Consider the following 25724-nt stretch of genomic DNA (forward strand, 5'->3'; position numbering starts at 1 on the left):
AGGGGACCGCTGAGCATGCTGCGCTACGCGCTGCGCCGCGGCCTGCTCACCCTCGTCCAGCTCGCCGTGCTCGCCGTCGTCGTCTTCCTGCTCACCTCGATGCTGCCCGGGGACGCCGCCGAGGTCGCCTTCAACGAGCAGGCCGGGGCCGTCCAGGTCGACGAGCTGCGGGCCCGGCTCGGCCTGGACCGGCCCCTGGTGGAGCGCTTCGCCGACTGGTCCGGCGCCCTCCTCCACGGCGACCTCGGCACCTCGCTCGCCGGGCACCGGCCCGTCACCGGGATCCTCGCGGACTCCCTGGCGGCCACCCTGCTGCTCGCCGCGGTCACCGCCGCCCTGGTGGTGCCGCTCGCCGTGGTGCTCGGCCTCCTGATGGGGCTGCGCGCCGGCACCCGCCTGGACCGGGCCCTGTCCGCCGTGCTGCTCGCCCTCACCTCACTGCCCGACTTCGTACTCGCCCTCGCCCTGGTGGCGGTCTTCTCGCTGCGCCTCGGCTGGCTGCCCTCGACCTGGGTGGGCGCGGACAGCGGCGATCTGCTGCGCCACCCCGCCCTGTTCGTGCTGCCGGTGGCCGTGCTCCTCGCCCGTACCGTCTGCCTGCTCTCCCGGCAGATCCGCGCGGGCACCCTCGCCGCGCTCTCCGCGGGCTACGTGGTGCAGGCCCGCCGCCTCGGGGTGCCGCGCGGGCGGCTCGTGCTGCGGCATGTACTACCGGGCGCGGCGGTGCCCGGGGTGCAGGAACTCGCCCGCACCGGCGACCAGTTGCTCGGCGGCGTCCTGGTGGTCGAGGCGGTCTTCGCGATCCCCGGCACCGCGACAGCGCTCGTCGACGCGGTGCAGAACCGCGACGTACCGACCGTGCAGGCGCTGACCCTGCTGCTCGCCGCCCTCGCCCTGCTCGTCAACCTCGCCGCCGACCTGGTCTGCCACCGGCTCGCCCCGCGCACGGAGGTGCTGCGATGACGGCCCCCGCCCCGCGCCGCCCCCGGCGCCTGCTCGCCACCGGAGCGGCCCTGCTGCTCGCCCTGCCGCTCACGGCCGCCCTGTTCGGGCCCCTGCTCGCGCCGCTCGTCACCCCCGCGGACGGCGCCCCCTACGCCCGGGGCGGCGGACATCCGCTCGGCACCGACGGCATGGGACGCGATGTGCTGGGCCTGCTGCTGCGCGGCGGGCCCAGCGCCCTCGGGGTGGCCACCGGCGCGGTCGCCCTCGCCTACCTCCTCGGCGGCAGCCTCGGCCTCGCCGCCGCGGCGAGCAGGCACAAGGCGGTCGACGAGATCCTGATGCGGCCGGTGGAGATCCTGCTGCCGCTGCCCTCGCTCCTCGTCATCAGCGTGGTCGGAGTGGGCTGGCGCGGGCAGCCGCTCGCCATCGCGCTGACCGTGGCGGCGCTCAACGCCCCCGCCGTGGCCCGCCTGGTTCGCGCCGCCGCCCTGGACGCCGCCGGGAGCCCGGTGGCCGAGGCGATGCGGATGCAGGGCGAGTCCCGCTCCCGGGTGCTCTTCGGCCTCCTCGGCAGGGCGGTGCTGCCGGTGGCCGCCGCCGACATCGGCACCCGGATCGCCACCGCCGTCTTCACCGTCGCCGCCGCGAACTTCCTCGGCCTCGGCATGGAGCCCACCTCCGCCGACTGGGGTGTCACCGTCGCCGGCAGCCGCGAGGCCCTGCTCGTCCAGCCCTGGGCGGTCTGCGCCCCGGCCGCGATGCTGGTGATGTTCACCGTCGGCCTCAACCTCCTCGCCGACCGCCTCCTCGCCCCCGCCGCCGAGGCGGGTACGGCCGCCCGCGCGGGCAGGGCACTCGCGGTACGGACGCAGAAGGCACCCAAGTGAGCGCGCCGACCGAGGAGTTGCCCGGGGAGCCGACCGGGGAGCCGGCCGGCCGGGACCCGCTGGTCGAGGTCCGCGGGCTCACCGCGCGCGCCGGGGACCGGCTCCTCCTCGACGGGGTCGACCTGCGGCTGGCGGCCGGCCGGGTCACCGCACTGGTCGGGCCCTCCGGCAGCGGCAAGACCACCACCGCGCTCGCCCTGCTCGGCGAGTACGAGCCGGGGGTGCGCCTGAGCGGTGAGATCACCGTCGCGGGCGTCCCCGTCCTCGGCTCCGGCGGCGTCACGGACCGCGCCGCCGAGGTGCGCGGCGGCACCCTCGCCTATATGCCGCAGCACCCCGGCAGCGCGCTCAACCCGGCCCGGCGCACCGGCGCCGTGCTCACCGAACTCGCCCGACTGCACCGCCCGGAGCCGGGACGCACCCCCGCCGAGTCGGCCGCCGCCGCGCTCGCCGGGGCCCAACTCCCGTACGACCGGGGGACCTTGCGCCGCTTCCCGCATCAGTTCTCCGGCGGGCAGCGGCAGCGGGTCGCGCTGGCGCAGGTCCTGGCCTGCGGGCCGCGGGTCCTGGTCCTCGACGAACCGGGCACCGGTCTCGACGCCGTCACCCGGCTCCACCTGACCCGCGAACTCACCGCCCTCGCCGGGCAGGGCCTCGCCCTCCTCCTGCTCAGCCACGACCACGGCCTGGTCCGCGCGCTGGCCGACCGCGCCGTCCGCCTCGAAGCGGGCAGGGTGGCCGCCGAGGGCAGCCCCGCCGAGGTGCTGCCCCGCACCGCCCCGACCGCGCCGCGCCCACGCCCGCAATCCCCACCGCCGGTCGCCGCCGCCGAAGGCCTGGAGGTCAGCGGGCTGCACGCCTGGCTGCGCCCCGGGGGCCGCGGCCGGGTGCTGCACGACATCGGCCTGCGGCTCGCCCCGGGCGGCTGCCTGGCGGTCGCCGGGCGCTCCGGCAGCGGCAAGACCACCCTGGCCCGCTGCCTGGCCGGACTCCACGAGCGCCGCAGCGGCCGAGTCCGCCTGGACGGCGTCGAGTTGGACGTCCTGCGCCGCCGGAGCACGGCACAGATCCGCCGGCTCCAGTACGTCTGGCAGGAGGCGAAGGGCTCCTTCGACCCGCGCCGCCCGGTGCTCGACCAGGTGGCCCGCACCGCCGTACGACTGCGGGCGCTGAGCCCCGCCGCCGCCCGCGCGGAGGCCGCCGCCCTGCTCGACGAGCTGGGCGTGCCCGAGGAGACGGCCCGGCGCGGCCCCGGCGGGCTCTCCGGCGGCGAACTCCAGCGGGCCGCCTTCGCGCGCGCCGCCCTGGCCCGGCCCCGGGTGCTGATCTGCGACGAGGTGACCAGTGCCCTGGACCCGGTGGCCACCGCCCGGCTGCTCGCGGTGGCCGACCGGCTGCGCTCCGAGGGCACCGCCCTGCTCTGGATCAGCCATGAGCTGGGCCTCGTACGGGAGTTGGCCGAGCATCTGATGATCCTCGACGCGGGCCGGGTGGCCGAGGCGGGGGAGTGCGCGGCGCTGCTCGCGGCACCCCGCTCGGCGGTCGGCCGGGAGCTGGTCGAGGCGGCGCCGGGCGGACAGGAACCGGCGGAAGACCGGGGCCCGGCGGCGGTCCCCGGACCGGGCCCGCGACCGCGGGAGCAGGGAGCAGGACGGGGATCAGCACAGGAATCAAGCCAGAGACCAAGCCAGAGACCGCACCGGGGATCAAGCCAGGGATCAGGAAAGGCCGTCCCGCGCTGACGGGGGCCCGTGACGAGGAGCGCCGCGGACCCGCCACCGGGGCCGGAGCAAGGAGGCAGGACGCATGACCGTGACCGCGAGCGGTACGAACTGGGATGCCTGGCAGGAGAGTTGGGACCGCCAGCAGGAGTGGTACCTGCCCGACCGCGAGGAGCGGTTCCGGGTCATGCTGGACCTGGTCGAGGCCCTGGTGGGCACCGAACCGCGCGTCCTCGACCTGGCCTGCGGCACCGGCAGCATCACCGACCGGCTGCTCCGCCGCTTCCCCGGCGCGCGCAGCACCGGCGTCGACCTCGACCCGGCCCTGCTGACCATCGCCCGCGGCCACTTCGCGGACGAGCCCCGCGCCGCATTCGTCACCGCCGACCTCACCGCCCCCGACTGGCGGTCCGCCCTGCCGCACCGCACCTACGACGTCGTCCTCACCGCGACCGCCCTGCACTGGCTGGACGAGGCCCCGCTGCGGAGGCTGTACGGGGAGCTGGCCGAGGTGGTCCGGGAGGGCGGCGCCTTCCTCAACGCCGACCACATGACCGACGAGTCCGCCCCGCGCATCAACGCCGCCGTCGCCGCCTTCCACACCGCGCGCAAGGAACGCGCCCTGGCCGAGGGCGCCGTGGACTGGTCCCACTGGTGGCGCCGCCTCGCCGAGGACGAGACCCTCGCCGAACCCGCCGCCCGCCGCTTCGCCCTGCTCGGCGATCCCCGCACCCCGGCCGACCACGCGGCACCCCGCCCCGACCGGCCCACCACGGTCCAGTGGCACGCCGACACCCTCCGCGCCCAGGGCTTCGCCGAGGCCCGCCAGGCCTGGTGCTCGACCACGGACGCGGTGATGGTGGCGGTGCGGTGAGGGCGGCGCTGGGGTGAGCGTGGCTCTGCCGCGTTCATTCGGCCCCGTTCGCCGGGTCCGGGTTCGGGTGGCTCGCATTCGCCTGTCCGCGCTCGCCCGGCCCCCGTCCGCCTGGCCCGCGTTCGTCTAGCCCGCGTTCGCCGGGTCCGCGTCTGCCTTGTCCGGGCTCACTCGACCCCCGCGTCCGTCCGGTTCGCTCGCGCCTGGCTCCCCGCCCGCCCGGCCCCGCCCGCCCGGCCCCGTCCGCTTGGCCCTATCCGCATCCGCCTGGCTCTGTCCGCCCCCGCTCAGGAACGTGCCCGGTGCGCCGCCACTCTGGACCGTGTCGCGCACCGGCGTGAGCAGTACCGGCGGGCCATTCCGCTGCCCTGGGCGAGGTAGACGCGCGTACAGCGGTCCGCGGCGCAGACTCCGCCCGGGGGCCGCTGCTGGTCCCAGACCAGCACCATCAGGGCGAGGCAGGAGGAGGCGAGGAACCACTCGCCCCAGGGGGCCTCGTCGCTGCTGTCCAGGTGCGGGTGCCAGGGCGTGCCGCCCTGGTGGGCGCTGAGCCGCAGCGCGCCCGGAGTCCGCGCGAGCAGCTGGTTCAGCGCCTCGGCCGCGGCGTCGGTGCCGTCCGCCGCGAAGACGGTACGCAGCTCTCGCGCCACCTCGCGCAGGGCGCTCACCTCGGCTTCGGTGAGCGTGAGCGGGCCGCGCTCCCCGTAGGCGCGCAGCACCTCGGCCACCGCCTCGGGGCCGGTGTCCTCCTCGGAGAGGACGTTCACCAGAGCCGCGGTCCGGCGGGCGTTGGTCAGGACCGAGTGGCGCGTGGACCACTCGTACGCGGAGGACGTCACCCGCCCAATGTAACGCCCCTGGTCAACTTTTGCGTTACCTCCCTACCGTGCCGCCCATGCGAATCCGTCCCCCCGGCGGCCCCGGGCACCCACCCCGCACCCGGTCCCACCGCCTTCCCCGCGCCCGGCCCGGGCGCGCTGCGGGCACGCGGCGTGAGCGCAATTCGGGCACCAGACCCGGGCGCGCTGCGGGCGTCCCGCCCGGGCGCACCCCGCGCGCCTACCTCGGCGGTGCCGCCAGCGCCCGTACCGGAGACGAACTCTGCGGCCCCGCGCTGCTGTTGACCGTGCTCGCCGTCACCGGCTCCGCCGCGCGGGCCTCGGGGCTGCTCGCCGCCCTGACCGCGGCGTCGGCGCTCGGCGGGCCGCTGCTCGGCGCCCTTCTCGACCGCTCGGCGCGGCCGGGCCGACTGCTCGCCCTCGCGCTCGGCGGCCACGCGGCGGCACTGCTCCTGCTGCTCGCGAGCCTCGGCCGCGCCCCCTTCGCGCTGAGCGCCGGGCTGGCGGGCTGCGCGGGACTGCTCGGCCCCGCCCTCTCCGGCGGCTGGACCTCCCAACTGCCGCGCCTGGTAAGCCCCGAGGACCTGGCGCGCGCCAACGCCAGGGATGCCATGACCTTCCAGTTCGCCGCGCTCGCGGGCCCCGCCCTCGCCGGTACCGCGGCGGCACTCGCCGGGGCACCGTACGGCGTCCTCCTCGCCGCCCTGCTCATCGGGGCGGCCGCACCGGTGGCCCTGCGCCTGCCCCCGCGAGGCGGGGCGCCGGGCGGTCGTCCAGGGGATCGGAGCCGGACCACCACCGAGGGCCGCACCCCGGACGGGACGGCCGTCTGCTCGCCGGGCACCGCCGCCCGACTCCCGGCCGCATCACAAGACTTGGCGCCCAGCCCTGCCTTGCCGGGCCTTGGACTCCAACTTCCCGAAGACTCCGACGACTTGACGCCCCGCCCCGCGTTGCCGAACCGTGGGCCCCAACTCCCCGAAGACGTAGGCGACATGGCGCCCAGCCGTGCGTTGCCGGGCCTTGGGTCCCAACTTCCCGAAGACGTAGGTGTCTTGGCGGCCAGCAGTATGCCGCCCAGCCGCGCGGCTCAACTCCGCGCCGTCTTCCGCCTCTTGGCGCCCATCCGTAGGCAGCCGGGCCCCGTGGCTCAACTCTCCCTGTATGTGCGCGCCTTGGTGGCGCTCCGCAGGCTGCCGCATCTGGTCGCCCGCTTCCGCGCAAGCGCCCGCGCGAAGTCGTCCGCCTGGGCGCTGCGCGATCTGGTGGCCGAACTCCGCGCGGGTGTCCGCGCCTTGGGGGCAACGCGCGCCCTGGCACGGGCCACCGCCGCCTCGGTATGCGGGTGTGCGGGCGAGGGCGCGTTTCTCGCCTGTGTCCCCCTGCTGGGCGCGGCGGCCTTCGGCGCGCCGGGGCGGGGCGCCTATCTGCTGACCGCCGCGGCGCTCGTCTCCCTGCTGAGCAATGCGCTGCTCGCCCGCCGCGCACACCTCGTCCGGCCCGAACTCCTGCTGTTCTGGACGGCTTTGGCACTGGCCGCGGCCTGCCTGCTCGCGGCCACGGGGGTGCCGCTGCTGCTCCTGGCGGCCGTCCTGCCGCTCGGGGCGGCCGGGGGTCCACAGCTCACCGCCCTGTTCGCGGTACGCCACCGGGACGCGCCCGGCTCCCTGCACGCGCAGGTCTTCACCACCGGGGCCAGCCTGAAGATCACCGGCTTCGCCGCAGGCACCGGACTCGCCGGGCTGCTCGCCACGTTCTCGGTCCCCGCGGCACTGTGCGCCGCCGCCGCGCTCCACGCTCTCGGCGCGCTGGTGTGCCTGCCGCTCCTGGGGGGAGCGGGCGTACCCCCGACGTAACCAAGCGAGCCGCCCGCGCCCCCGAGTCCGGCCCCGCGCACGGCAGTTGAGGGGATCGGACCTCAACTTGCCCGAGCGACCGAACCTGCCGTCGGTCCGCCCGGGCGCCCGAACCCGCGGTCGGTCCGCCCGGGTGACCGAACCCGTCGCCGGCCCGCCCGGGCGACCGCCCCGGCGCTCGGCCTCACCCGCCCACGTACTCCGCCAGATGCTCACCGGTGAGGGTGGACCGGGCCGCGACCAGGTCCGCCGGAGTGCCCTCGAAGACGATCTTGCCGCCGTCGTGGCCCGCGCCGGGGCCGAGGTCGATGATCCAGTCGGCGTGGGCCATCACCGCCTGGTGGTGCTCGACGACGATGACCGACTTGCCGGAGTCCACCAACCGGTCGAGCAGGCCCAGCAGTTGCTCGACATCGGCGAGGTGCAGTCCGGTGGTCGGCTCGTCGAGGACGTAGACGCCGCCCTTCTCGGCCATATGGGTCGCCAGCTTCAGCCGCTGCCGTTCGCCGCCGGAGAGGGTGGTGAGCGGCTGGCCGAGGGTGAGGTAGCCGAGCCCGACGTCCGCGAGCCGCTCCAGGATCCGGTGGGCGGCCGGGGTGTGCGCCTCGCCGGAGCCGAAGAACTCCTCCGCCCGGGCCACCGACATCGCGAGCACCTCGCTGATGTCCCGCCCGCCGAGGTGGTACTCCAGGACCGAGGCCTGGTACCGCTTGCCCTCGCACTCCTCGCAGGTGCTGGCCACCCCCGCCATCATCGCCAGGTCGGTGTAGACGACCCCGGCGCCGTTGCAATTCGGGCAGGCACCCTCGGAGTTGGCGCTGAACAGCGCGGGCTTCACGCCGTTGGCCTTGGCGAAGGCCTTCCGGATCGGTTCCAGCAGACCGGTGTACGTCGCCGGGTTGCTGCGCCGCGAGCCGCGGATCGGGCTCTGGTCGATCGACACCAGGCCCTCGGCACCGGCCTGCCCGGGCAGCGAGCCGTGCACCAGCGAGCTCTTGCCGGAACCCGCGACCCCGGTGACGACGGTCAGCACCCCGAGCGGGATGTCCACGTCGACCTTGCGCAGATTGTTCGCGGTGGCCCCGCGGATCTCCAGGGCGCCGCCGGGCTCCCGTACCGTCTCCTTGACGGCGACCCGGTCGTCCAGATGCCGCCCGGTGACGGTGTCGCTGCCGCGCAGCCCGGCGAGGCTGCCCTCGAAGCAGACGGTGCCGCCCTCGGTGCCGGCCCCCGGGCCGAGGTCGACCACATGGTCGGCGATGGCGATCAGCTCCGGCTTGTGCTCCACGACCAGCACGGTGTTGCCCTTGTCGCGCAGCCGCAGCAGCAGCTCGTTCATCCGCTGGATGTCGTGCGGGTGCAGGCCCGAGGTGGGTTCGTCGAAGACATAGGTGACATCGGTGAGCGAGGAGCCGAGGTGGCGGATCATCTTCACCCGCTGCGCCTCGCCGCCGGAGAGGGTGCCCGCGGGCCGGTCGAGCGAGAGATAGCCGAGGCCGATCTCCACGAAGGAGTCCAGGGTCTGCCGGAGCGCGGTGAGCAGCGGCGCCACCGAGGGCTCGGCCAGGCCGCGGACCCACTCGGCCAGATCCCGGATCTCCATCGCGCAGGCGTCGGCGATGGAGACCCGCTCGATCTTCGAGGCCCGGGCGCCCTCGGTGAGCCGAGTGCCCTCGCAGTCGGGGCAGGTGGTGAAGGTGACCGCCCGGTCCACGAACTCCCGGATGTGCGGCTGCATCGCCTCCCGGTCCTTGGCGAGCATCGACTTCTGGATCCGCGGGACCAAGCCCTCGTAGGTCATGTTGATGCCCGCGATCTTCAGCCGGGTCGGCTCGCGATGCAGGAAGTCGTGCAGCTCCCGCTTGGTGTACGCGCGGATCGGCTTGTCCGGGTCGACCAGGCCGGACTCGGTGTACATCCGGTAGTTCCAGCCGCCCGTCTTGTAGCCGGGGATGGTCAGCGCGCCCTCGTGGAGCGAGAGCGAGTCGTCGTAGAGCCGGCTGAGGTCCAGTTCGGAGACCGAGCCGCGGCCCTCGCAGCGCGGGCACATGCCGCCGGTGCGCGAGTACGTCACCTTCTCCGCCTTCTTGGCGCCGCGCTCGACCGTCATGGCCCCGCTGGCCCGTACCGAGGGGACGTTGAAGGCGTAGGCGCCGGGCGGGCCGATGTGCGGTTCGCCGAGGCGGCTGAAGAGGATGCGCAGCATCGCGTTGGCGTCGGTGGCGGTGCCGACCGTGGAGCGCGGGTCGCTGCCCATCCGCTGCTGGTCGACGGCGATGGCGGTGGTCAGCCCGTCGAGCACGTCCACCTCGGGCCGCGCGAGCGTGGGCATGAAGCCCTGGACGAAGGCGCTGTACGTCTCGTTGATCAGCCGCTGCGACTCGGCGGCGATCGTGTCGAAGACCAGGGAGCTCTTGCCCGAGCCGGAGACGCCGGTGAACACCGTCAGGCGCCGCTTCGGGATCTCGATGCTGACATCCCTGAGATTGTTCTCGCGCGCGCCGTGCACCCGGATCAGGTCGTGGCTGTCGGCGGCGTGCGGCGCGGGCGGCTGCGTGTCCGTCCCCTTGGGCTTGCTCATGCTCTCTCCGCTCTGTGGCAGGAACCGCCCCCAGCGGCCCCCGTCCCCGTCCTCGTCTTCGCGTCCGTCTTCGTCTTCGTCAGCGTCAGCGTCGGTGCCTGCGTCTGCGTCTGCGCCCTCATCGTTGCCCTGGTGTGTCTTTGCCCTGGTGTCCGCCGTCGCGTCCGTCTCCGGATCCGTCCGTGCCCGGCCCCGGGGACCCTCCCAGGCCGGGGCCGGGACACTACCGTACGAACGGGTCATGTCCCGGCCCCGGCGGTCCCGCCGCCCGCGGCTCTACTTCCCGCGGGCCTGGTTGAAGCGGAGCATGTTGCCCGCCGGGTCGCGGAAGGCGCAGTCGCGGACGCCGTAGGGCTGGTCGATCGGCTCCTGGAGCACCTCGCCGCCAGCCGCCCGGATTCTCTCGAAGGTGGCGTCCAGGTCGTCGGTGGCGAAGTGCACCCCGCGCAGCAGCCCCTTGGCGAGCAGTTCCGCCATGGCCTGCCGGTCGGCCGCGGAGGCGTTGGGGTCGGCGAGCGGGGGTTCGAGGACGACCTCCACATCGGGCTGGCCGGGGCTGCCGACGGTCACCCAGCGCATCCCCTCGAAGGAGACGTCGTTGCGTACCTCCAGGCCGAGGATGTCCCGGTAGAAGGCGAGCGCCTTGTCGTGGTCGTCGACGGCGAGGAAACAGGTGGCGAGTTTGATGTCCATGCCGACGACGCTACGAGCCGGGGCCGGATCCTGCTTCTCCATTCCTGACCGGTTCGCCCGGCCGGTTCGCCGTGACCGGTCAGCCGGTCATGGCCGGGCCGGAGCCCCACTCCCGAGGGGCGGTTCAGCCCCTGACCGGGCGGGTGGCGTACTTGGCGACGCAGGGCGGGATCGCGGCGCTCTCCTCGTGGCCGCGTGCCCGGTAGGCGCTCGGGCTCTCGCCGACCAGCTCCGTGAAGCGCGAGCTGAAGGACCCCAGCGAGGTGCTGCCGACCGCGAAGCAGACCTCGGTCACGCTCAGGTCGCCCCGCCGCAGCAGCGCCTTGGCCCGCTCGACCCGCCGGGTCATCAGATAGCCGTACGGGCTCTCGCCGAAGGCGGCGCGGAAGCTTCGGGAGAAGTGCCCCGGCGACATCAGCGCCACCGCGGCCAGCGCGGGAACGTCCAGCGGCTCCGCGTAGTCCCGGTCCATGGTGTCCCGCGCGCGGCGCAGCCGGACCAGGTCGTCCAGGTTCATGTGCCCCATTGTGGCCCCGGACGGCGTCGGCGCGACCTCCGGACGGCGGCTGCCGGACGGCCCCGGGGCCCCTCCCGCGCGGCCTACTCCCCACCCCCGTACGTCCCGAACTCCGGAACCCCCGCCGACTCGAAGACCTGCACCGACAGCCCACCCGGTGTCGTCCGCCCGCTGACGGGCCGCAGTCCGACGGGGACGCCGCGGTCCGGGAAGAGGCGCCGCCCCTGGCCCACCACGACCGGGGCGATCACCAGCCGCAGGACGTCGACGAGCCCCGCCGCGAGCAGGGTCCGGGCGAGCCGCGCGCTGCCGTGCACCTGCATCTCCCGGCCGGGCTGCCGCTTCACCTCGGCGACCCGGGCCGGGACGTCCCCGGAGAGGATCGTCACCGGCTTCCAGCCCGCCTCGCCCAGGCTGTCGGAGGCCACGTACTTCGGCAGGCCGTTCATGGTCGCGGCGAAGGGGTGGTCGGTCATCCGCGGCCAGTCCCGCGCGAAGTTCTGGTACGTACGGCGCCCGAAGAGCAGCGCGTCCGCCTCCCCGAGCCAGCTGCCGGCGATCCGCTCGAACTCCTCGTCCAGATACGGCACGAACCAGCCGCCCCGCTCGAAGCCCTCGCTGGTGTCCTCGTCCGGAGCCCCCGGCCCCTGGCTGACCCCGTCGAGGGACAGGAACTCCTGTACGACCAGTTTCATCACGCCTCACCTTTCCGTCGTGCGTTGTCCCGCTGCGCCTGCGGACCCTGTGCCGATCCTGGACCTTCAGACGCCGCGGGGCGCGGAAACTCATCGGTGCGCGGGGTGCCGTTCAGTCGCGGCGGGCGGCCCAGGCGGTGCGTTCGGTGCGTACGGCCAGGTCGGCTCGGCGCAGCAGGCTCTCCGGGCCCCCGGTGTCGAGCAGCTGGTCGAGGGCGGCCAGGTCGCCGGGGGCCAGCTCGGCGGCGGCGCGCTCGCGCATCCGGCGCAGGCCCCCGAGCGCGTAGCGGCCCACGGCCTCGGTGTGCGGGGAGCCGATGGCGAGGCGGAGGGTGCGCCGGTCCTCGACGGTGAATCCGGCCCCGGTGAGCAGGGGACCCCAGTCGGCGCCGCGGTGGGGCAGTTGGGCGGTGTGCCGGTGGTCGAGCACGGCGTGCAGGCGCTCCTCCAGGCCGGGTGCGCTCTCGGGGGCGTCCGCCGGGAGGAAGCGGGGGAACCCGGCGAGTTCGACGACCGCCAACAGCCCGCCGGGGGCGAGGAGTTCACGTACCCGGCGCAGGGCGCGGACGGGGTCGGCCAGGTGGTGCAGGGAGGCCGAGGCCCACACCAGCTGCGGGGCGCCGAGGCCGGGCCAGGCGGGTGCGTCGAGGTCGGCCCGCACAAGGCGCACCCGGTCGTCCGCTCCCGCCGCCGCGGCCTTCTCGCGGAGCCGGTCCAGGTGCGCATCACAGGCGTCCACCGCGGTCACCTCGGCCCCGGGGAAGCGGCCGAGCAGGGCGAGGGTGCCCGCCCCGGTGCCGCAGCCCAGGTCGAGGATGCGGCGGGGTGCGGCCCCGACCGGGAGCCAGGCGGTGAGCGCGTCGAGGTGGTCGGCGAGGACCTCCGCGTCCAGGTCGAGGATCTCCGACTGGTCGGCGGTGGGGTCGTGGTCATGGTCGTGGTCGTAGTCGTAGTCGTAGTCGTGGTCGCCGTGGCCGCTCGCGTGAGTGGTGTGGGGCGAGGGGGAGTGCGGGGTGTCGGGCGACGGAGGGCGCGGGGTGGGGTTCATGCCGCCACGGTAGGCGGGCCTTGCGTCTACCGGGAGGATGCTTTCGCGATACGCAAGATGATGGCCCGCCCTGCTGCCGTACGCGCAAGAAGCGCTCGCGGCGGCGCTCTGGGCCTCCATGGCCTTAGCCGGGTTCCCTGGGTCCACGGTGCTCGCAGCGTGCGCGACGCCCGCAGTGGCGGCAGGGCCGGGGGTGGGGGCAGTGCCGGCGGTCTCTGAGCGTTCACACCTCCGGGCTCTGCGTCCCGTCAGGGTCCTTGCCGCGCTGGTGGCCGCGGCGGGCGTCGCGGTCGAAGATGCCGAGGATCTCGCAGGGGCCGCCCTCGGCGCCGAGGGCGTGCGGCAGCATGGTGGGGAACTCCGCCGCCTGATGGGTCTCGATCCGCAGCCGCCGGTTGCCGAGGAGCAGCACCGCGGTGCCGGACAGCACCACGAGCCATTCGCGGCCGGGGTGGGCCCGCATCCGCGCGGGGTTGTCGGGCGGCGGTTCGGTCACCCGGCGGCGTACGACGGTCATGCCGGGCTCCGCCTTGAGGGGCCAGCGCATCAGCCCGTGGGCGGCGTCGATCATCGGACTGGAGACGACCTCCTCGGCGCCACTCTCGACCAGCTGGTCGAGGGAGGTGTCCAGCGCGCGGGCGAGCGTGACGAGCTGGTCCAGGGCGAGGCGCCGCTGCCCGTTCTCGATCCGGCTCAGCGTGGACTGGCTGAGCCGCGCCCGGGAGGCCAGCTCCTCCAGGGACCAGCCCTGAGCCACCCGCAGCGCCCGGATCCGCCCGCGCACCAAGCTGTCCAGTTCCCCGTCGGCCTGCGTCATGGGCAACACCGTATGCCGCTGCGGCAAGACGCGGCGGCTCGGGCGTGGGGCGTGCGTGCGGCCGTACGGGACGGACCGCAGCAGTGCATACGGGACGGACCGCAGCAATAACGGGGCTCCGCGTTCCGCTGGAGCCTGACCCGACCATGCGGCAGACGTACGCGGCCGCACCGCCCTAGCGTGGCTCCGTGATCGTATGGCTCAACGGCACCCACGGCGCGGGCAAGACGACGACCGGCGCGCAGCTGCGGCAACTGCTGCCGGATTCCCGGGTGTTCGACGCCGAGAAGGTCGGCGAGACCCTGATGGACATCACACCGGGGCTGCCCGCCACGGACAACTTCCAGCACTGGCCGCCCTGGCGGCAGCTCGTGGTGGAGACCGCCCGCCGCGTCCTCGACTACACCGGCGGCACCCTGGTGATGCCCATGACCGTCCTGGTCGAGGAGTACTGGCGGGAGATCAGCGCGGGCCTCGCCCATCACGCCATCCCGGTACGGCACTTCGTCCTCCACGCGGATCAGGAGACCCTCCGCGCGCGCATCGCGGGTGACACCGTCATCGGCCCCGACTCCCCGTTCCGGCTCCGGTACCTCGCCCCCTACGCCGAGGCCGCCCGCACCTGGCTGCACACCGCGGCCGAGGTCGTCGACACCACGCACCTCACGCCCGCCCAGGCCGCCCGGCGGATCGCGGCGGCGATGGGGAGCGAAGCCGCCGGAAGCTGAGGCCTCCTCGCCACGCGTGGACCGGCGCTGGGCGCGCGGCACCCGAGGCGGGCCCTCCGCGAAGCCCGGGCGGGCGGCAGGAGAGATACGCCGAGAGCGTGGCGGCAGCCGGTCACCCCGCCCCGCGCAGCCGGAGCAAGTAGCGCGCGGTCAGCGCGACGGCGGGGTCCGCGTCCGCCGAGAGCGCCCCGAGGCCGTCCGCGGCCCTGGATCCCGGGATGTCCGCCAAGGCCTGGGTCAGCCGCCCGCGGGCGGGTGCCGCGGTGGTCTCGCGGGCGAGGCGGTCGAGGAGTCCGGCCGCGATCCGGTCCGCTGTCGCCGGGTCGCCCGCCAGCACGCTCAGGGCGTCGGCGGCGTCGGTGTCGTTCCGGCCCGCCACGATCATGTCCAGGAGCGTCGGGACGGTGCCGGCCTCCCCGCGCGTCCCGAGAGCCAGCGCCGCCTGCCCGCGGACCACCTCGTCGGGATGGGCCAGGGCCTCCCGCAGCAGGGCGGCGGCCTCCTCGCCGGGCAGCTCGGCGAGGGACCGTACGGCCCGTTCGCGCACCGGGGCCGCCGGTGCGCCGAGGCCCTCCGCGAGCAGGGCCGGGACGCCCTCGCCGGAGCGGGCCAGCGCCCAGCGCAGGGCCCCGGCGACATTGGGCTCCGTCTCGTGCAGCGCCGCCTCGGCCAGGGCCTCCACCGGCACCGGAACCTCCCCGGCCGAGGAGAGGGCGGCGCGCTGGCGGGCGCCGGGGCTCGTGGAACCCAGCGCCTGGAGGAGGGCGACCACCCGCAGGACGTCCTCCCAGCCGCCGGGTTCCGCGGACCGGATCCGGCCCAGCCGGGTCAGCAACTCGCCCTCCGCCGCGAGGCGTTCGCGCGTGCGGCGGATCAGATCGTCGACCAGCGCGGTGGGCGTGAAGCCCGGGTCGTCGAGCGCGCGTCCGATCTCCCGCAGCGAGAGCCCCACCGCCCGCAGGCTCTCGATGTGGAAGATCCGCCGGATGTCCTCCCCGGAGTACTCCCGGTAGCCGGAGCCGCTGCGGGCCGCGGGGCGCACCAGGCCGAGCGACTCGTAGTGCCGGAGCATCCGGGCGCTGACCCCGGACCGCCGGGCCACCTCACCGATCAACACCTAGGGACCTCCCTCCGGGCCGAAGCCGCCGAGCGCCACGACGCGCTTGGCCTCCTCGACGGCGTACCCGAATCCGGTGTCCGGGTCGCGCAGCAGCTGCCGGGTGGCCAGCGCGTGTGTGCGCACCCGGGGGTCGGGGGCCGTCTCCGCCGCGAGCAGCTCTGGCACGATCACCTCACCGAGCGCGACCAGCGCCCGGCTCAGGCTCAGCTGCGTCTCCCGCTCACCGCGCCCGAGCTGCGTGGCAAGGGCCGCGGCCAGGGCGGGCTCCTCGCCTTCCGGCACCAGTACCACCGCGGCCCGCCAGGCGCTCCGCGCCACCTCGTCCTCGGCGTCGGCGAGGAGCGCCCGGGTGAGCGAGGGCCAGGCCCGCCGGTCCCCGATCTTGGAGAGGGTGTGCAGCGCCTGGCTCCGGGCCTGCGCGTGCTCCGAGCACAGTGCGCGGAGCAGCCCCGGAAGCGTCAGGGAGACCGGGTGGCGGGTGAGTGCCCAGGTCAGCGTGTCGCGGACGGAGAACTCGGGCTCGTCGGCGCAGCGTTCGAGCAGCGCGCCGACGTAGCGCGGGTCGGGGTGCGCACCGGCCGCGAGGGCTGCCCCCAGCCGTACGGACGGCCGCGCGTCCGCCAGTCCCCGGAGCGTGCGTACCGCCTGCGTCCCCGCCTCCGCCTGCCCGGCCGCGCCGGTGTCCTGTCCCGTGGTCGTCATCGAGACCACCTCCTCGACGAGGAGTGAAGAGCTTGCCACCGTGTCAAGGTCAACCGTGTCGAGGTCGGCCGTATCGAGGCCGACCGTGTCGAGGTCCGTCGCGACCGGGCCCGGCCGCCGGGGGGCCGTCGGCGCCCCGCCGGGGGAGCGCACCGCCGCACGGCACGCGCTACGACCGGGCGAGTACGCAGAACTCATGGCCCTCCGGGTCCACCAGGCACGTCCACGGGACCTCGCCCTGCCCGACGTCGAGGTCCCCGGCGCCGAGCGCCCGCAGCCGGTCCACCTCCGCCGCCTTGTCGTCACCGGCCTCCGGCACCAGGTCGAGATGGACGCGGTCCGGCACGCTCTTCCCGCCGACGCGGAGGAATTCGAGGTACGGGCCGACGCCCCGGTCGGAGCGCCAGACCGCACGCTCGTCGGTCACCTCGTGCAGGGTCCAGCCGATCGCCTGGTCCCAGAACCGGGCCATGGCCCGCGGATCCGCGCAGTCGACCACCACGGCGGCGATCGGCCCGGTGTCCCGGTAGACCTCCCGGGGTTCGAGCACGCAGAACTCATTGCCCTCCTGATCGGCGAGGACCGTCCACGGCACCTCGCCCTGGCCCACGTCGACGGGGGTCGCGCCGAGGTCCCGCAGACGCGCGACCAGCTCCGCCTGATGGGCCGCGGAGGTGGTGGCGAGATCGAGGTGCACCCGGTTCTTCACCGCCGTCTTCGGCTCCGGCACGGCGATGACGTCGAGGCAGACGGAGACCGGGTCCCGCCAGTCGAAGCCGGGCGGCTTGACCGCGGTCGCCCCCGGCTCCCCGCCGGAGACCTGCCAGCCGAGCGTCTCCGCCCAGAACCGGCCGACCGCGGAGTCGTCGACGGCTTTGATGTTCACCAGAACGGGACGCAGGGTCATGCCGGGATCCTATGCACCCGCCTCCGCACCCCCGAGAAACTTCATTGCATAAAAGTGCGAAGAAACGTATAGTCATGCCTCCAAGGAGGAGGCCTACTCATGACGGTACGTGCGGCAGTGGCGGGAGCGAGCGGGTACGCGGGCGGGGAGCTGCTGCGTCTGCTGGTCGCCCATCCCGAGGTGGAGATCGGGGCGCTCACCGCGAACTCCAACGCGGGGCAGCGGCTCGGCTCCGTGCAGCCGCATCTGCTGCCGCTGGCCGAGCGGGTGCTCGCGCCGACCACCGCCGAGGTGCTCGGCGGGCACGAGGTGGTCTTCCTCGCGCTGCCGCACGGGCAGTCCGCCGCCGTCGCCGAGCAGCTCGGGCCCGAGGTCCTGGTCGTCGACATGGGTGCCGACTTCCGGCTGCGGGAGGCCGCCGACTGGGAGCGGTTCTACGGTTCCGCGCACGCCGGGAGCTGGCCCTACGGTCTGCCGGAACTCCCCGGCGCCCGGGCCGCGCTCGCCGGGACGAAGCGGATCGCGGTGCCCGGCTGCTACCCGACCGCGGTCTCCCTCGCCCTCTTCCCCGCCTACGCGGAGGGTCTCGCCGAGCCGGAGGCCGTGATCGTCGCCGCCTCCGGGACCTCGGGCGCGGGCAAGGCGGCCAAGCCCCATCTGCTCGGCTCCGAGGTGATGGGCTCGATGTCCCCGTACGGGGTGGGCGGGGTGCACCGGCACACGCCCGAGATGATCCAGAACCTCAGCGCGGTGGCCGGGCGGCGGGTGACCGTCTCCTTCACGCCGACCCTCGCGCCCATGCCCCGCGGCATCCTCGCGACCTGCTCCGCGAAGGCGGCGCCCGGTGTCACGGCCGAGGTGCTGCGCGCCGCGTACGAGAAGGCCTTCGCCGAGGAGCCCTTCGTGCACCTGCTGCCCGAGGGGCAGTGGCCGGCCACCGCCTCGGTGTACGGCTCCAACGCGGTGCAGATCCAGGTGGCCCACGACACCGAGGCGGGTCGGGTGCTCGCCGTCGGCGCCATCGACAACCTGGCCAAGGGCACCGCGGGCGGCGCCCTGCAGAGCATGAACCTCGCCCTCGGCCTGCCCGAGGAACTCGGGCTCCCGCTCACCGGCCTGGCCCCGTGAGCACCACCCGGCCCCGCGCCTCCCGCCGTGCGAAGACGCCCTCCGGGACGGCGGGTCACCGGGCCACGGCCTACGGGACGGCCCCGTACGGGACGACCCGGTACGGGAACGCCCCATGCGGGACGGCTCCGTACGAGGCGATGGCGTACGGGACGACGACCCACCGCGCGACGAAGACCGCGACGACCACCGCGAGGAACCGCGGGACGAACAAGGAGATGCAGTGAGCGTCACGGCAGCACAGGGATTCACGGCCGCGGGTATCGCGGCCGGGATCAAGGAGAACGGCAAGGCCGACCTCGCCCTCGTGGTCAACAACGGGCCGCGCAGGGCCGCCGCCGGTGTCTTCACCAGCAACCGCGTCAAGGCCGCCCCGGTGCTCTGGTCCGAGCAGGTGCTCAAGGGCGGCCTGGTCTCCGCGGTCGTCCTCAACTCCGGTGGCGCCAACGCCTGTACGGGCCCCAAGGGGTTCCAGGACACGCACGCCACCGCCGAGCGGGTCGCCGAGGTCCTCCAGGTGAACGCCGCCGAGGTGGCCGTCGCCTCGACCGGGCTCATCGGTGTCACCCTGCCGATGGACAGGCTGCTGCCGGGCGTGGACAAGGCGGCGGCCGAACTCTCCGCGCACGGCGGCGAGAAGGCCGCGCTCGCCATCAAGACCACCGACTCGGTGCACAAGACCGCCGTGGTCGAGGGCGCCGGCTGGACGGTCGGCGGCATGGCCAAGGGCGCGGGCATGCTCGCCCCGGGGCTCGCCACCATGCTCGTGGTGCTCACCACCGACGCCGAGGTCGAGGCCCCGGCGCTGGACGCGGCGCTGCGCGAGGCCACCCGTACCACCTTCGACCGGGTGGACTCCGACGGCTGCATGTCGACCAATGACACCGTGCTGCTGCTCGCCTCCGGGGCCAGTGAAGTCGCCCCGGAGGAAGGGGAGTTCGCGGAGGCCGTGCGGGCGGTCTGCGCCGATCTGGCCCGTCAGCTGATCGGGGACGCGGAGGGGGCGAGCAAGGACATCCGGGTGGACGTGGTGGGCGCGGCCAGCGAGACGGACGCCGTCGAGGTGGGCCGCTCCATCGCCCGCAACAACCTGCTCAAGTGCGCCCTGCACGGCGAGGACCCCAACTGGGGCCGGGTGCTCTCCGCCATCGGCACCACCTCCGCCGCCTTCGAGCCGGACCGCCTGAACGTCGCCATCAACGGCGTCTGGGTGTGCAGGAACGGCAGCGTCGGCGAGGACCGCGAGGGCGTGGACATGCGCTACCGGGAGGTCGTCATCACCGCCGACCTCGCGGCGGGCGAGTCCGCCGCGACCATCTGGACCAACGACCTGACCGCCGACTACGTCCACGAGAACAGCGCCTACTCCTCATGAGCACTCGCAAGCACACCGCACTGCCCAAGGCGGAGATCCTCATCGAGGCGCTGCCGTGGCTGACCCGTCACCACGGCAGGACCGTCGTCATCAAGTTCGGCGGCAACGCCATGGTCAACGACCAGCTCAAGGCGGCCTTCGCGCAGGACGTGGTCTTCCTGCGGCACGCCGGACTGCGCCCCGTGGTGGTGCACGGCGGCGGCCCGCAGATCAGCGCGCAGCTCGACAAGCAGGGCCTGGTCAGCGAGTTCCGGGCCGGACTCAGGGTCACCACCCCCGAGGCGATGGACGTGGTCCGCATGGTGCTCGCCGGGCAGGTGCAGCGCGAACTCGTCGGGCTGCTCAACCAGCACGGCCCGCACGCCGTCGGGCTCACCGGCGAGGACGCGCACACCATCACCGCGGTCAAGCACCAGCCGCAGATCGACGGCGAGCTGGTCGACATCGGCCGGGTCGGCGAGATCACCCGTATCGACACCGGCGCCATCGAGGCGCTGCTCGACGACGGGCGCATCCCGGTCGTCTCCTCCATCGCCCGGGCCGCGGACGACGGGCACATCTACAACGTCAACGCGGACACCGCCGCCGCCGCGCTCGCCGCGGCACTCGGCGCGGAGACGCTGATGGTCCTCACCGACGTGGAGGGCCTCTACGAGGACTGGCCGCACAGCGACGAGGTGATCAGCAGGCTCACCGCCTCCGAGCTGGAGAAGCTGCTGCCCGAGCTGGCCAGCGGCATGGTCCCGAAGATGGAGGGCTGCCTGCACGCGGTACGCGGCGGGGTCCGCACCGCCCGCGTCATCGACGGACGGGTGGAGCACTCGATCCTGCTTGAGATCTTCACCGACGAGGGGATCGGCACCATGGTCGTGCCGGACCCGCCCGAGGCCACCGGAGGGAAGCGGCCGTGAGCGACCGGGAACTGAGCAACCAGGAACTGGCCACGCGCTGGCAGGGCGCGCTGATGAACAACTACGGCACCCCGCGGCTCTCCCTGGTGCGCGGCGAGGGCGCCACCGTCTGGGACGCCGACGGCCGCGCCTACCTCGACTTCGTCGGCGGGATCGCGGTGAACGCCCTCGGCCACGCGCACCCGGCCGTGGTCCGCGCGGTCAGCGACCAGATCGCCACCCTCGGCCATGTCTCCAACCTCTTCGTCGCCGAGCCGCCCGTGCGGCTCGCCGAGAAGCTGCTCGCCGCCGCCGGGCGCGAGGGCAGGGTGTACTTCGCCAACTCCGGCGCGGAGGCGGTCGAGGCCGCCGTCAAGATCGGGCGGCTGACCGGGCGCCCGCACATGGTCGCCACCGAGGGCGGCTTCCACGGCCGCACCATGGGCGCCCTCGCCCTCACCGGCCAGCCCGGCAAGCAGCAGGGCTTCCACCCGCTGCCGGGCGAGGTCACCCACGTACCGTACGGGGACGTCGAGGCGCTGCGGGCCGCGGTCACCGAGGAGACCGCGCTCTTCGTGGTGGAGCCGGTGCAGGGCGAGAACGGGGTCGTGGTGCCGCCGCCGGGGTATCTCGCCGCGGCCCGGGAGATCACCCGGGCCACCGGGACCCTGCTCGTTCTGGACGAGGTGCAGACCGGGATCGGCCGTACCGGGCACTGGTTCGCCTGCCAGGCGCAGGGTGTCGAGCCGGATGTCCTCACCCTGGCCAAGGGCCTCGGCGGCGGACTGCCGATCGGTGCGACGCTCGCCTTCGGCGCCGCGGCCGGGCTCCTGAACCCGGGGCAGCACGGCTCCACCTTCGGCGGCAATCCGGTCGCCTGCGCCGCCGGGATCGCCGTGCTCGACACCCTCGCGGACGAGCACCTCCTGGAGAACGCCAAGCGGGTGGGGGAGCGGCTGCGCTCCGGAATCGAGTCCCACAAGCACCAGTTGACGTCACATGTCCGGGGTGCGGGCCTGCTGCTGGGTATCGTGCTCACCGAGCCGCTCGCACCCCGGGTGCAGCAGGCGGCTCAGGACGCCGGCTTCCTGGTGAACGCGCCCGCCCCCGATGTCGTACGGCTCATGCCGCCGCTCAACCTCCGCGACGACGAGGCCGACGCCTTCCTCGAAGCGCTCCCCGGTGTCCTCGACGGGGCCCTGCGGCCGAGCGGGGACGGACGAGCCGGAGATTGAGACGACGATGAGCCAGGCGCAGGACAACGAGCAGGCGGGGCCCGCGGTACCGCAGACGCGCACCGCACGGCACCGCCGGATCGTGGACATCCTCAACCGCGGGCCGGTGCGCTCGCAGAGCCAGTTGGCGAAGCTGCTCGCCGACGACGGGCTGAGCGTCACCCAGGCGACCCTCTCCCGGGACCTCGACGAGCTGAACGCGGTCAAGATCCGCAACACCGACGGCGACCTCATCTACGCGGTGCCCAGTGAGGGCGGCTTCCGCACCCCGCGCGCCCCGCTCGGCGAGTCGGCGAAGGAGGAGCGGATGCGCCGGCTCTCCGCCGAACTCCTCATCTCCGCCGAGGCCTCGGCGAACCTCGTCGTGCTGCGCACCCCGCCGGGGGCCGCCCAGTTCCTCGCCTCCGCCATCGACCAGGCCGAACTGCACGACATCCTCGGCACCATCGCCGGGGACGACACCCTGATGCTCATCAGCCGGGACCCCTCGGGCGGCAAGGCGCTCGCCGACCACATGCTGCGGCTCGCGCAGAACGGGCACCACTGAGCAGTACGGGCACCAGGGAGGGGCGCCTCGGCGTTCCGGCGCGGGGTGCCGCTCAGTCCCCGGCCGGTGCCGCTCTGCCGCGGTGCGCCATCCAGGCGGCGACCAGGGCGCCGGAGATGTTGTGCCAGACGGAGAACACCGCCGCGGGCAGCGCCGCGAGGGGGCTGAAGTGCGCGCTCGCCAGGGAGGCGGCCAGGCCCGAGTTCTGCATGCCGACCTCGAAGGCCATCGCCCGGGAGGCCGGTGCCCCGAGGCGGGCGAGCTTCCCGGCGCCGTAACCGAGGGCCAGGCCCAGGCCGTTGTGCAGCACCACCGCCAACAGCACGAGCGCGGCGGCCGACTTGAGGGCCTCGGCGCTGCCCGCGACCACGATCGCCACGATGAGGGCCACCGTCAGCGCGGAGAGCCAGGGCAGCGCGCCGAGCACCCGGTCGACCCAGCGCCCCGCGAAGAGGCGGACAAGCAGGCCCGCGCAGACCGGGAGCAGCACCGTCTTGAGGATGTCGGTCATCATCGAGCCGGTGTCCACCGGCAGGTACTCGCCCGCGAGCAGCAGCGTGAGCGGCGGGGTGACCAGCGGGGCCACCACGGTGGAGACCGTCGCCACCGAGACCGAGAGCGCCACATCGCCCCGGGCCAGATAGGTGACCACATTGGAGGCGGTGCCGCTCGGCGCGCAGCCCACCAGGATCACCCCGGCCGCCAGCTGCGGCGAGAGCCCGAGGGCGTGCGCCACCAGCCAGCCGAGGCCCGGCATGATCACATAGTGCGCGACCAGACCGAGCCCGACCGCCCACGGCCGCCGGACCACCCCCTGGAAGTCCTTGCCGGTCATGGTCAGACCCATCAGGAACATCACCACCCCGAGCAGGTACGGGACCTGCTCGCCGTGCCCGGTGAAGGCGTCCGGTACGGCGAGACCCAGGGCGCCCGCGGTGAGCACGAGCACCGGGAAGAGGGTGACCGCGCGCCGGGCGGCCCGGTCGGCGGCGGGGGCGGTACGGGGACTGCGCTGTTCGGTTTCCACGGGCGGATGGAACGCGCTGACCCGGCCCGTACGCAAGGCCGTCTCGATATGTGGTCGCTACATCCGGTACGGCCGGAGGCCCGCGCCCCGCGCCCGGTTCAGCCCTCGTGCGGCACCAGGACCGTGGCGGCCCCGGGCGCGCAGGTGATCCGCAGCGGCAGGTCTCCGGCGAACTCCCCGTCCGCGTAGGCGAAGACCTCCGGCGCGTGGATCTCCACCTCGCGGGCCCGGTAGGTCTCCACCAGCGGGTGGCCGAGGTGGGTGCCGCGCTTGAGGAGCGGGAGCAGGCCGATCAGCTGCCGGCGGCCGGCGGCGCGCAGCAGCGTGACCTCCAGGAGGCCGTCGTCCACCGCGGCGTCCGGGCAGATCTTCAGTCCGCTGCCGTAGTAGGCGGTGTTGCCGACGGCGACCAGGATCCCCTCCTGCTCGACGCTCTTGCCGTCCAGCAGGATCCGGAAGGGGAACGGGCGCAGCCGCAGGCCCTCCAGGGCGATGGCCAGCTGGTAACGGGCCTTGCCACGGGGCCAGTTGAGGGTGTTGACGCGATGGCTGACCAGGGCGTCGAAGCCCGAGGTGAGCACGGTGGCGAACCAGCGCTCCCCGCAGCGGGCCAGGTCGACGGTGCGGCGGCGGCCGTCCATGAGCAGCCGGGTGGCGGCCGCCGGGTCGGTGCGCGGGATGCCGAGCATCCGGGCGAAGTCGTTGCCGGTCCCGGCCGGCACCACGCCGAGCGGCACCCCGGTCCCCGCCACCGCCTGGGTGCCCAGGTGCACGGTGCCGTCGCCGCCGACCGCCGCGAGCACATCGGTGCCCTCGGCCACCTGCGCACGCGCCGCGGCGAGGGACTGCGCGGCGTCCTCACCGGAGATCACCGTCGTACGCCAGCCCGCCGCGCCGAGCAGCCGTACCGCCTCCCCGGCGACCCGGGCCGAACCGCCCTTCGCCGAGGCCGGGTTGACCAGGAGCGTGGCGTGCCCGGTCATGAGCCGGCCGGGATCAGCTTGCCGGGGTTGAGGATCCCGGCCGGGTCGAGGGTCTGCTTGACGGCGGCCAGGACCTCCACGCCGAGCGGGCCGATCTCCGCCTCCATCCACGGGCGGTGGTCCATGCCCACCGCGTGGTGGTGGGTGATCGAGCCTCCGGCCGCGGCGATGGCGTCGCCCGCCGCCCGCTTCGCCGCCCCCCAGCGCGCCGCCGGGTCCGCGCCGCCGTCCGCCGCCACCGTGAAGTAGAGCGAGGCGCCGGAGTGGTAGGCGTGCGAGAGGTGGCAGTAGACCACCGGGTCGAAGCCCTCCCGGGCGAGTTCGCGGGTGAGCGCCCCGGTCACCGCGGTGCGCAGCGCGTGCAGCCCGGACCAGGAGGTCACGGTCTCCAGGGTCTCGGCGAGGACGCCCGCGTCGAGCAGCGCGTCGCGCAGATACGGGGCCGAGAAGCGCGAACGGCGCCAGGCGGCCGCCGAGTCCGCGGCGACCTTGACCGCGCCGTGCGCGGCGAGCACCTCGGCCACCGCCGACCGCCGGGCGGCCACCTGCGCCCCGGTGCCCTCGAAGCCGACCACGGACAGGCAGCCCTCGGGGGCCGCGCCGCCCGCGATGACCGCGTTGATGAAGGTCTCCGTCTCGTCGGAGACCCGGATCGAGGTCGGCAGCAGCTGCCGCTGGGCCAACTCCCGTACGGCGGCGGCCCCTTCGGTGAAGGAGGGGAAGGACCAGGACTCCTCGATCCGCTCCTCGGGGGTGCGGTGCACCCGGACCGTGACCTCGGTGATCACGCCGAGGGTGCCCTCGGAGCCGAGGAAGAGCTGCCGCAGATCGGGCCCGGCGGCGGTGGCCGGACCCCGGCTCAGCTCCAGGGTGCCGCGCGGGGTGGCGACCTTCAGCGCGGTGACCATGGCGTCGAAGCGCCCGTACCCGGCGGAGAACTGGCCCGAGGAGCGGGTCGCCGCGTAGCCGCCGATGGTGGCGAACTCGTAGCTCTGCGGGAAGTGGCCGAGCGTGAAGCCCTCGGCGCCGAGGAGCTCCTCGGCCTCCGGGGTGCGCAGGCCCGCCTGGAGGGTGGCGGTGCCGGACTCGGTGTCGAGGGCGACCAGGGCGTCGAGCCGCCTGAGGTCCAGGCTGACCACCGCGGGGAAGGGGCCGCGGAAGGGTTCGACGCCGCCGACCACGCTGGTGCCGCCGCCGAAGGGGACGACGGCCACGCCCTGCCGCGCACAGGCGTCGAGCACCGACCGCACCTGCTCGTGGTCCGCGGGGGTGAGGACCGCGTCCGGCGCCTCGCCCGCCTCCCCGGCGCGGCGGCGCAGCAGGTCGGGGGTGCTCTTGCCGCCGAGATGGCGCAGCCGGGCGGGCGCGTCGGTGCGTACGTGCTCCTCGCCCACCACCGCGGCCAGCGCCGCGCGGGCCTCCCGGGGCAGGGCGCTGGGCCGCAGCGCCACCTCCTCGGCCGGGACCCGGGCCGGGGCGGCGCCGCCGATGCCGAGGGTCTGGGCGATCAGCTGCCGGGTGTCCTCGTCGAGGGCGTGGCGCTCGGCCGGATCGCCCCAGGCGTTCCAGGCCATGTCGACGACGTGGTGAGTGGGTCGCTTCATGTCGT

Annotated in this window: 25 protein-coding genes; 11 read left to right on the plus strand and 14 right to left on the minus strand. The window is 74.6% G+C overall.

Annotated features, from left to right (window positions below):
• Window positions 1–15 precede the first annotated feature (15 nt).
• The 4 genes from HFV08_RS20485 to HFV08_RS20500 all read left to right on the plus strand — a co-directional run bounded on the left by HFV08_RS20485 (window position 16) and on the right by HFV08_RS20500 (window position 4427).
• The gene (locus tag HFV08_RS20485; protein WP_168541186.1) at window positions 16–963 is read left to right on the plus strand and encodes an ABC transporter permease; all 948 of its coding nucleotides are present in this window, start codon (window positions 16–18) and stop codon (window positions 961–963) included.
• Complete coding sequence (locus tag HFV08_RS20490; protein WP_168541187.1) at window positions 960–1832, plus strand: ABC transporter permease; 873 nt, start codon at window positions 960–962, stop codon at window positions 1830–1832. The genes HFV08_RS20485 and HFV08_RS20490 overlap by 4 nt, the downstream gene beginning before the upstream one ends.
• Complete coding sequence (locus tag HFV08_RS20495) at window positions 1829–3574, plus strand: ABC transporter ATP-binding protein (RefSeq protein ID WP_312885756.1); 1746 nt, start codon at window positions 1829–1831, stop codon at window positions 3572–3574. The genes HFV08_RS20490 and HFV08_RS20495 overlap by 4 nt, the downstream gene beginning before the upstream one ends.
• Window positions 3575–3638: 64 nt before the next feature.
• On the plus strand, window positions 3639–4427 hold the full coding sequence (locus HFV08_RS20500) for a class I SAM-dependent methyltransferase (protein ID WP_168541188.1): 789 nt from the start codon (window positions 3639–3641) through the stop codon (window positions 4425–4427).
• Window positions 4428–4714: 287 nt separating this feature from the next.
• Here the strand turns inward: HFV08_RS20500 and HFV08_RS20505 are convergent, their stop codons facing one another.
• Entirely contained in the window at window positions 4715–5266 is a 552-nt protein-coding gene (locus HFV08_RS20505) for a CGNR zinc finger domain-containing protein (protein ID WP_312885757.1), read from the minus strand.
• Between the two features lie 56 nt (window positions 5267–5322).
• Between HFV08_RS20505 and HFV08_RS20510 the strand changes: the two genes are divergently transcribed.
• The gene (locus HFV08_RS20510; protein WP_168541189.1) at window positions 5323–7122 is read left to right on the plus strand and encodes an MFS transporter; all 1800 of its coding nucleotides are present in this window, start codon (window positions 5323–5325) and stop codon (window positions 7120–7122) included.
• Window positions 7123–7306: 184 nt separating this feature from the next.
• On the opposite strand, the gene HFV08_RS20515 is transcribed toward HFV08_RS20510, so the two are convergent.
• From HFV08_RS20515 to HFV08_RS20540, 6 genes are all read right to left on the minus strand, one after another.
• Window positions 7307–9703: an ATP-binding cassette domain-containing protein gene (locus tag HFV08_RS20515; RefSeq protein ID WP_168541190.1), complete on the minus strand. Its 2397-nt coding sequence runs from the start codon at window positions 9701–9703 to the stop codon at window positions 7307–7309.
• Window positions 9704–9979: 276 nt separating this feature from the next.
• Window positions 9980–10396, minus strand: coding sequence for a VOC family protein (locus HFV08_RS20520; protein WP_210430550.1), 417 nt, complete (start codon window positions 10394–10396; stop codon window positions 9980–9982).
• Window positions 10397–10520: 124 nt separating this feature from the next.
• Window positions 10521–10913 (minus strand): helix-turn-helix domain-containing protein, encoded by a 393-nt coding sequence (locus HFV08_RS20525; protein ID WP_168541192.1) that lies wholly within the window; start codon window positions 10911–10913, stop codon window positions 10521–10523.
• A gap of 83 nt (window positions 10914–10996) precedes the next feature.
• Window positions 10997–11608, minus strand: a complete 612-nt coding sequence (locus tag HFV08_RS20530) for a dihydrofolate reductase family protein (protein ID WP_168541193.1) — start codon at window positions 11606–11608, stop codon at window positions 10997–10999.
• 112 nt (window positions 11609–11720) lie between these two features.
• On the minus strand, window positions 11721–12656 hold the full coding sequence (locus HFV08_RS20535; RefSeq protein WP_168541194.1) for a class I SAM-dependent methyltransferase: 936 nt from the start codon (window positions 12654–12656) through the stop codon (window positions 11721–11723).
• A gap of 223 nt (window positions 12657–12879) precedes the next feature.
• Window positions 12880–13473, minus strand: a complete 594-nt coding sequence (locus HFV08_RS20540) for a helix-turn-helix domain-containing protein (RefSeq protein ID WP_210430551.1) — start codon at window positions 13471–13473, stop codon at window positions 12880–12882.
• 188 nt (window positions 13474–13661) lie between these two features.
• Here HFV08_RS20540 and HFV08_RS20545 point away from each other — a divergent pair, with 188 nt between their 5' ends.
• Window positions 13662–14201 carry an AAA family ATPase gene (locus HFV08_RS20545; protein WP_168541196.1) on the plus strand — a complete coding sequence of 180 codons (540 nt, stop codon included), beginning with the start codon at window positions 13662–13664 and terminating at the stop codon, window positions 14199–14201.
• A gap of 112 nt (window positions 14202–14313) precedes the next feature.
• On the opposite strand, the gene HFV08_RS20550 is transcribed toward HFV08_RS20545, so the two are convergent.
• From HFV08_RS20550 to HFV08_RS20560, 3 genes are all read right to left on the minus strand, one after another.
• The gene (locus HFV08_RS20550) at window positions 14314–15318 is read right to left on the minus strand and encodes a MerR family transcriptional regulator (protein WP_168541197.1); all 1005 of its coding nucleotides are present in this window, start codon (window positions 15316–15318) and stop codon (window positions 14314–14316) included.
• Entirely contained in the window at window positions 15319–16023 is a 705-nt protein-coding gene (locus HFV08_RS20555) for a HEAT repeat domain-containing protein (protein ID WP_168541243.1), read from the minus strand.
• A 169-nt stretch (window positions 16024–16192) separates the two neighbouring features.
• The gene (locus tag HFV08_RS20560) at window positions 16193–16930 is read right to left on the minus strand and encodes a VOC family protein (RefSeq protein ID WP_168541198.1); all 738 of its coding nucleotides are present in this window, start codon (window positions 16928–16930) and stop codon (window positions 16193–16195) included.
• Window positions 16931–17029: 99 nt separating this feature from the next.
• Between HFV08_RS20560 and argC the strand changes: the two genes are divergently transcribed.
• A complete protein-coding gene (argC, locus tag HFV08_RS20565; protein WP_168541199.1) occupies window positions 17030–18058 on the plus strand; it encodes an N-acetyl-gamma-glutamyl-phosphate reductase in 1029 nt (342 codons plus the stop codon).
• Window positions 18059–18128: 70 nt separating this feature from the next.
• On the opposite strand, the gene HFV08_RS31750 is transcribed toward argC, so the two are convergent.
• The gene (locus HFV08_RS31750; RefSeq protein WP_168541200.1) at window positions 18129–18272 is read right to left on the minus strand and encodes a hypothetical protein; all 144 of its coding nucleotides are present in this window, start codon (window positions 18270–18272) and stop codon (window positions 18129–18131) included.
• 9 nt (window positions 18273–18281) lie between these two features.
• Between HFV08_RS31750 and argJ the strand changes: the two genes are divergently transcribed.
• From argJ to HFV08_RS20590, 4 genes are read left to right on the plus strand one after another with little or no spacing between them, the layout of a single operon-like run.
• Window positions 18282–19433 (plus strand): bifunctional glutamate N-acetyltransferase/amino-acid acetyltransferase ArgJ, encoded by a 1152-nt coding sequence (argJ, locus tag HFV08_RS20575; protein ID WP_168541201.1) that lies wholly within the window; start codon window positions 18282–18284, stop codon window positions 19431–19433.
• Window positions 19430–20344 carry an acetylglutamate kinase gene (argB, locus tag HFV08_RS20580; protein ID WP_168541202.1) on the plus strand — a complete coding sequence of 305 codons (915 nt, stop codon included), beginning with the start codon at window positions 19430–19432 and terminating at the stop codon, window positions 20342–20344. The genes argJ and argB overlap by 4 nt, the downstream gene beginning before the upstream one ends.
• An 11-nt stretch (window positions 20345–20355) precedes the next feature.
• Window positions 20356–21558, plus strand: a complete 1203-nt coding sequence (locus HFV08_RS20585) for an acetylornithine transaminase (protein ID WP_168541244.1) — start codon at window positions 20356–20358, stop codon at window positions 21556–21558.
• Between the two features lie 7 nt (window positions 21559–21565).
• On the plus strand, window positions 21566–22105 hold the full coding sequence (locus HFV08_RS20590) for an arginine repressor (protein ID WP_040255021.1): 540 nt from the start codon (window positions 21566–21568) through the stop codon (window positions 22103–22105).
• A 52-nt stretch (window positions 22106–22157) separates the two neighbouring features.
• Here HFV08_RS20590 and HFV08_RS20595 read toward each other — a convergent pair whose 3' ends face one another.
• The 3 genes from HFV08_RS20595 to HFV08_RS20605 all read right to left on the minus strand — a co-directional run bounded on the left by HFV08_RS20595 (window position 22158) and on the right by HFV08_RS20605 (window position 25719).
• On the minus strand, window positions 22158–23132 hold the full coding sequence (locus HFV08_RS20595; protein WP_168541203.1) for a bile acid:sodium symporter family protein: 975 nt from the start codon (window positions 23130–23132) through the stop codon (window positions 22158–22160).
• 98 nt (window positions 23133–23230) lie between these two features.
• A complete protein-coding gene (locus tag HFV08_RS20600; protein WP_168541204.1) occupies window positions 23231–24115 on the minus strand; it encodes a diacylglycerol/lipid kinase family protein in 885 nt (294 codons plus the stop codon).
• Window positions 24112–25719 carry an FAD-binding oxidoreductase gene (locus tag HFV08_RS20605; protein WP_246341899.1) on the minus strand — a complete coding sequence of 536 codons (1608 nt, stop codon included), beginning with the start codon at window positions 25717–25719 and terminating at the stop codon, window positions 24112–24114. The genes HFV08_RS20600 and HFV08_RS20605 overlap by 4 nt, the downstream gene beginning before the upstream one ends.
• Window positions 25720–25724: the final 5 nt, after the last annotated feature.

It is taken from the genome of Streptomyces physcomitrii (assembly GCF_012273655.1).
GTDB lineage: Bacteria > Actinomycetota > Actinomycetes > Streptomycetales > Streptomycetaceae > Streptomyces > Streptomyces physcomitrii.